Genomic DNA, 6,558 nt, shown 5'->3' on the forward strand with positions numbered 1-6,558 from the left:
CTCCACGGAGCGGCGGGCTGCGGCGCGCGCCAGCGGTTGGGCCCGGTCGGCGGGGCGGCATAGGCAATGCCCTTGAAGCTGGTGACACCTGCCGACGTGGCGCCCGTGACGGGGCCGGACAGGGTCTCGACGGTCTGGGCCCCGGCGCTCGTGGCGCTCAGCAGGGTGGCCAGCGCGCCACCGGCGAGGAGGCGGCGCACAGGCCTGCGCAAGGATCGTGGCATTATCGTCAGTCCTTCCAGGTCTTGGTCTTGAGCCGCACGCTCACGCTTTCGCCGATATGCTCGGCATCGCTGCCCAGCGCAAAGACATAGTCGCCCGCAGGCATCGTCCAGCCGCTGCCGTTCCAGTCCGCCAGCAGGCGCGGGTCGATCGGCACGGTCGCGGTTTGCGAGGCGCCCGGCGCAAGATCAAGCCGGGCGTAGCCAACCAGCCGGCGGATGGGCTTGCCCGCGCGCGAGACGAGATAGACCTGCCCCACGTCGGCGCCCGCGCGCGAACCGGTGTTGGTCAGCGTGAAGCGCGCGCTGGTCCCGTCGCTCGACAGGCCGCTGGCGGCAAAGGTGGTGTAGGAGAGGCCGTAGCCGAACGGGAACAGCGCGCTTTCGTTCTTGCGCGCGAACCAGCGGTAGCCGACGTCCGAACCCTCGATCGCGTAATCGACCGGGAGCTTGGCGTCGGGCGTGGGGGGCGCACCCGCAAAATCGGGTTCGAGGCTGGCGTAACCGTCGAGCACCGGGCGCGGCAGCTGGTCGACGCTGCGCGGGAAGGTGATCGGCAGATGGCCCGAGGGGTTGGTCTCGCCGAACAGCACCGAGGCGATCGCCTCGCCGCCGCGCGCGCCGGGATACCAGGCTTCGAGCACTGCGGCGGTGCTTTCGAGCCAGGGCATGGTCACCGGGTTGCCGGTTTCGAGCACGACGATGGTCTTGGGGTTGGCCTTGGCGACCGCGGCGATCATCGCGTCCTGCCCGTCGGGCAGCGAGAGGTCGGCCTGATCGAAGCCTTCGCTCGACCACTTGGTGGCAAAGACCACCACCACGTCGGCGCGGCCGGCGGCGGCGACCGCCGCGCCGATATCGTCACCCGGCGCCCAGGTGATCGTGGCCTGCGGCGCCAGGGCGCGCATCGCCTTGAGCGGCGAGGAGGCGTGGTAGGCCTTGGCGAAGAAGTCCGCGAACGGTCCTTCGAGCCCGAGCGGGATCGAAACCGCAGGGCCGCTTTCGCCCTGGACCTGGCTCGACCCGCCGCCCGACAGCACGCCCTTGGAGGCATAGCCACCGATCAGCGCGATGCGCTGCGCGCGGCGCGCGAGCGGCAGCGCGTTGCCCGCGTTGCGCAAAAGCACGATGCCCTGGCGCGCGGTTTCCTCGGCGACCTTGGCGTGGGCGTCGAAATCGATCGCGCCGCCCGGCGTTGCGGGATGCTGGTCGATCCCGGCGGCGTAGATCGCGGTCAGAACGCGTGCGTTCATGTCGTCGAGCCGGGCCTTGTAGCGCGGATCGCTCTTGGCCGCCTCGGCCAGCGGGGCGCCGAAGAACACCTTGGCGTCGAGCTGGTCGCCCGACTGCTGGTCGAGCCCGTTGATGGCATAGTCGAGCGCGTCGACTGCGCCCCAGTCGGACATGACGAAGCCGGGATAGCCCCAGTCGCGCTTGAGCACGGTGTCGAGCAGATAGGTGTTGCCGCAGGCCTTGGCGCCTTCGACCTTGTTGTAGGCGCACATGACCGAGAGCGGGTGGCCCTTTTCGATGCCGATCTGGAAGGCGAGCAGATCGCTTTCGCGCGCGGCGGCGTCCCCGATGCGCGAATCGGCGAACTTGCGCCCCGTTTCCTGCCCGTTGAGCGCGAAGTGCTTGATCGTCGAGATGATGTGGTTCGACTGGACCCCCGCGATCGCCGCGCCGACGAGATCGCCGGTCAGCAGCGGGTCTTCGGCGAGGTATTCGAACGTGCGCCCGCCGCGCGGGTCGCGCATCAGGTTGGCCCCGCCCGCGAGCAGCACGTTGAAGCCCTTGGCGCGCGCTTCCGAGCCGATCATCGCGCCACCTTCATAGAGCAGCTGCGGGTTCCAGCTCGAAGCCATGGCGAGGCCCGAAGGCATCGCGGTGGCGCCGTCCTTGCGCATCCCCATGACCCAGGCGACGCCCAGGCTCGCGTCGCTTTCGGTCAGCGCGGGGACGCCCAGCCGGGCGATCCCCGGCACGTAGCCCGCGCCGGGCACCGCGCCTTCGGGCACGCTCATCCCCGGGCCCATCGGCATCGCCATCGCGCCGTGGGTGAGCGTGGTCTTCTCGTCCTCCTGCATGGCCTTGACGGTCTTCGCGGCGCGCGCCCTGGCCGCCGCGATCGTGGCTTCGGAGATCGGTGCGATGGCGGCGTCGCTTGTGGTGGGAGGCGTGGCGCGCGTCTGCGCGAGGGCGGCCGGCGCGGCGATGGCACAGGCCAGCGCGCCGGCGGCGGGCAGGATCCGGGCGCAGGTGGCCAAGAGGGTGGTCCGCATGGGTCGTTCACTCCGTGTTTCGTGCTCGGGGGGAACCGGCCGGAGCCGGTTCGTGGGGAAATGGATCATCGTCAGAACTTGAAGCCGCCACGCACGCCAAAGCGGCGCGGGTCCATGAAGGTGACACCGCCATCGGCGCCGAAATTGCCGTAACCGGCCGCCGTGATAACCACCTTGTTCTCCAGATTATAGACGTAGGCGCCGATATAGAAACGATTTTCCGGGGCGCTCCAGGTCAGGGCAAGGTCGGTCTTGGTATAAGCGGGCTGGATGAAATCGATCAGGTTCGCAAGATCGGTCATGGTGTATTTGGCGCTGTAGTTGAGCGTCGCGTTGGCGTTGAGCTCGCCGTGATCGCCCAGCGCAATGGTCCAGGTCGCCCCGACCCGGCCCGAGACCCTGGGGCTGCGGTCGAGCGGGTGGTCGTGGAAGTCGAGCACGACTTCCTCGTCACCCACGACCTTGCTGGGATAGTATTCATCGTAGCGCGCGTTGAGCCAGTTGAAGCCCAGTTCGACCTGCAGGTTGCTCGAAGGGCGCAGGAAGCCCTCGAGTTCAACCCCGTCGACCTTGGCCTTGCCCGCGTTGGTGGTAAGCTGGCAGTAGCCGCAGCCGCCGAAATCGCCGACCTGCGAGAGCTGGAGCCCGTTGTAGTCGTAGTGGAACAGCGAGGCGTTGACGCGCAGCGCGTTGTCGGCGGTGTGCAGCTTCACGCCCAGCTCGTAGGCGGTCAGCGTCTCGGGTTTGTAGTAGAGTTCGTCGGCGGTGTAGACACACAGCGAGGAGGCGCCTTCGGCCGCGATGCACCCGTCGTTGAAGCCGCCCGCCTTGTAGCCGGTGGCGACGCTCGCATAGATCAGGCCGACCGGCGAATCGTAATCGACCCCGGCGCGCCATGTGACCTTGGAAAACGAACGTTCGGCGTTGTTGATCTGGAGTACCACGCGGTCCCCGTCGGTGGTGTCGTAGACGGTCTGGCCCACGCGCGACTTGTCGTCGTGCGAATAGCGCGCCCCCGCGGTGAGCCTGAGGTCCGGCAAGATCTCGTAGGTGGCCTGTCCGAAGACCGACTTGTTGACCGCGATCGTCGGGTCCTGCGGGAAGCCGTACTGCGCCGCATCGTCGGGGAAGCCGAGGTCCTGCGGATCGAGGATGAAGAAGGCGATACCCGACTTCTCCTTGAAGTAGTACCCGCCGACCTGGACCTTGAGCGGGCCGTGATCGTAGGCGAGGCGCAGTTCCTGCGAGGTCTGCCAGAAATGGCCGTCGTAAGTCGCGCGGTTGAGCCCGGCGAGGATGGTCGAATGCTCGTCGCGGTTGGTCTCGCGGTAGGAGCCGACGTAGGCCACGCTGAAATCGCCCAGCCCGATCGACAGGTCGGCCATCACGCCCTTGTCGTCATCGTTCACGAAGGGCTTCCAGAGCTGGGCGTAGGGGGTGCTGCGCAGGTCCTTGCTCGAGGCGCCGCCGGTGTGCTGGTAGGCCCTGGCCGGCTCGGTCGCCGAAGTGTCGGTGAGCGGGGCGGCGTCGGGGTAGAAGTTCAGGGTCGGTACGCCGCCGATGCGGGTGCCCTTCTGCTTGGAATAGTCGCCCACCACCAGCAGGCTGATCGCCTCGGTCGGGGTGTAGAGCGCGGAGAGGCGCACCGACTGGTTGTTCTTGAACGGGTCGGTCGAATAGCCATCGCCCGACGTGTTGGTGACGTAGGAATCGTAGCGATCGAGGTTGGCCGCCACGCGCACCGCGAGCGTATCGGTCAGTGGGGCGTTGACGATCCCCGTGACGTTGAGCCCGTTGTAGCTCTGGTAGCTGGCATCGCCGCGCACCTCGAAGGTGGGTTCGGGGCGCGTGGTGATCGCGTTGATGAGGCCCGCGGTGGTGTTGCGGCCATAGAGCGTGCCCTGCGGTCCGCGCAGCACTTCGACGCGGGCGATGTCGAAGAAGCTCACTTCCATCGACTGGGGCCGCGCGAGGTAGACCCCGTTGACCATGAACGCGGCCGAGGGGTCGCCCTTCTCGGTGCTGTCGGTGCTGGTCACGCCGCGGATGGTGATCTGCATCCCCGCGCCGCGCACGATCGAGACGTTGGGCACCTGATCGGTCAGCTGGGTGGGGTTGGACACGCCCTGTTCGAGCAGCTTGTCGCCGCCGATCGCGGTCATCGCGATGGGGGTCTTGGACAGCAGCGTGGCCTGGCGGGTGGCGGTGACGATGATGTCGTCGCCGGTGACGGCTGCCGTTTGCGGGGTGTCGGCGGCGTCCTGCGCGCGCGCCGTGGTGGTCGCGATTGCGCCCGCGCCCAGGATCATAACCGCTGAGATGGCCCTGATCGACGCGCAATTTACCCTAGCCCTGAAAGCCATTTTCCCTCTCCTCCTGTTTTTCTTTTACGGGAGGGACTCCTGGCGTTTTTTGATGTCCCCTCCCGTTGCTGGCATGTTTCGCGCAATTGAGAGCGTTGTCAATTCATTTGGCAACGCTGTCAAACAATGCTGCGACGCAACTAAATAACAAATTGTGCTAAATGGTGCTTTGACCTTAGCTGTTCGAAGGCCCTAAGAATGGCTGTCAAGGCAGCGCGAAGGCGGTGCGATCACCCGGTGCGATCTTCAGTGCGACAAGGATGGGAATGAGGTGACGAAATCGCGGGCCACGATGACCCAGGTCGCGCGCCTGGCGGGCGTCTCGATCAAGAGCGTGTCGCGGGTCATCAACCGCGAGGCGCATATCTCGCCCAGGCTGCGCGAGCGGGTTGAAGCGGCCATCGCCGAGCTCAACTACACCCCCGATACCGCGGCGCGCTCACTCGCCGGGGCGCGGGCCTTCGTGGTGGGGGTGCTGTTCGACAACCCCAGCCCGAACTACACCATGAACATCGTGGGCGGCGCGCACGAGGCCTGTTCGGCGCAAGGCTACCACTTGCGTATCGACAACCTCGATTCGACCGAACAGGACCGTGCGCTCGCCGACCAGCTCGAGGCGGTCCTCTCGCACGGGCGCTGCGACGGGTTCGTGCTGACCCCGCCGCTGACCGACATCCCGCTCGTGCTCGACACGCTCGAACGCCACGACGTGCGCTTCGTGCGCATCGCGCCGGTGCTCGCGCCGGGCCGGACCCCGACGGTGCAGATCGACGATTTCGCGGCGGCGGGCGCGGTGGCGCAGTGCCTGTGGGGCATGGGCCACCGCCATTTCGGCTTCGTCGGCGGGCCGCCCAGTCACGGTGCGGCCGGGACGCGCCGCGCCGGGTTTTTCTCTCGGCTCAAAGCGCTGGGACTTGAGGCGATGCCGAGCGAGGCGAGCGGGGATTTCAGCTTCGATGGCGGCATCGCGGCGGGTTTCGCGCTGCTGCGCACGGCCACGCCGCCGACCGCGATCTTTGCGGCCAACGACGACATGGCCGCCGGCGTCATGGTTGCCGCGGCGCAGTGCGGACTGGCCGTGCCGCGCGATCTGTCGGTCTTCGGGTTCGACGACAGCTGGGTGGCGCTGTCGGTCTGGCCCTACCTTTCGACGGTGCACCAGCCGATCCGGGCCATGGCCTCGGCCGCGGTTTCGCTCCTGCTCGATCACCCGCGCGAGGCGCTCGCGCTCGAACCGGTCACGCTCGACTGGACGCTGATCGAACGCGGTTCGCACGGACCCGTGCGGCCTGAACGTTAGGCGGCGTGGACAAATTTGGCGGTGATCGGAACGACTGAATTGGGTGGTTGGCGGATGGTGCGCTGGCCGCCCACCCCGCTGCGCCTAGCGTCGCCTACGGCTCTGCAAGTCTCGCTGCCCCTCCCGCACGCGGGAGGGGGAACCTGGCTACGCCCTCCCGCGTGCGGGAGGGCCGGTAGGCTTGGGGCCGAAGGGACCTAGCCGAACGGGGTGGGCGCACCACACCGCCCGCAACCAGGCGTAACCGGCCGCTCGAATTTGTCCACGAGCGCTAGGCGAAGGCGGCGTCCAGCGTCTCGGCGGTGGGGTGCCAGGTGCCCGCGAGCAAGCCGCCTTCGCCCAGCAGCGCGCGCGCCACGTCGGCGTCGGAGCCTTGCGCCGCGATCCGGGCG

Annotated in this window: 4 protein-coding genes; 1 reads left to right on the plus strand and 3 read right to left on the minus strand. The window is 67.8% G+C overall.

Going from position 1 to position 6,558, the window contains the following annotated elements:
• From MTR62_RS19150 to MTR62_RS19160, 3 genes are all read right to left on the minus strand, one after another.
• Positions 1-224: carboxylesterase family protein (locus tag MTR62_RS19150; protein WP_244023950.1), on the minus strand; the 224-nt coding region annotated here is incomplete at its 3' end.
• Positions 225-229: 5 nt separating this feature from the next.
• Entirely contained in the window at positions 230-2,503 is a 2,274-nt protein-coding gene (locus MTR62_RS19155; protein ID WP_244023953.1) for a beta-glucosidase family protein, read from the minus strand.
• Between the two features lie 71 nt (positions 2,504-2,574).
• Positions 2,575-4,812 carry a TonB-dependent receptor gene (locus MTR62_RS19160; RefSeq protein ID WP_244023955.1) on the minus strand — a complete coding sequence of 746 codons (2,238 nt, stop codon included), beginning with the start codon at positions 4,810-4,812 and terminating at the stop codon, positions 2,575-2,577.
• 325 nt (positions 4,813-5,137) lie between these two features.
• Here MTR62_RS19160 and MTR62_RS19165 point away from each other — a divergent pair, with 325 nt between their 5' ends.
• Positions 5,138-6,166 (plus strand): LacI family DNA-binding transcriptional regulator, encoded by a 1,029-nt coding sequence (locus tag MTR62_RS19165; protein WP_244023957.1) that lies wholly within the window; start codon positions 5,138-5,140, stop codon positions 6,164-6,166.
• Positions 6,167-6,558 lie beyond the last annotated feature (392 nt).

The sequence above is a fragment of the Novosphingobium organovorum genome (assembly GCF_022832435.1).
GTDB classification, from domain to species: domain Bacteria; phylum Pseudomonadota; class Alphaproteobacteria; order Sphingomonadales; family Sphingomonadaceae; genus Novosphingobium; species Novosphingobium organovorum.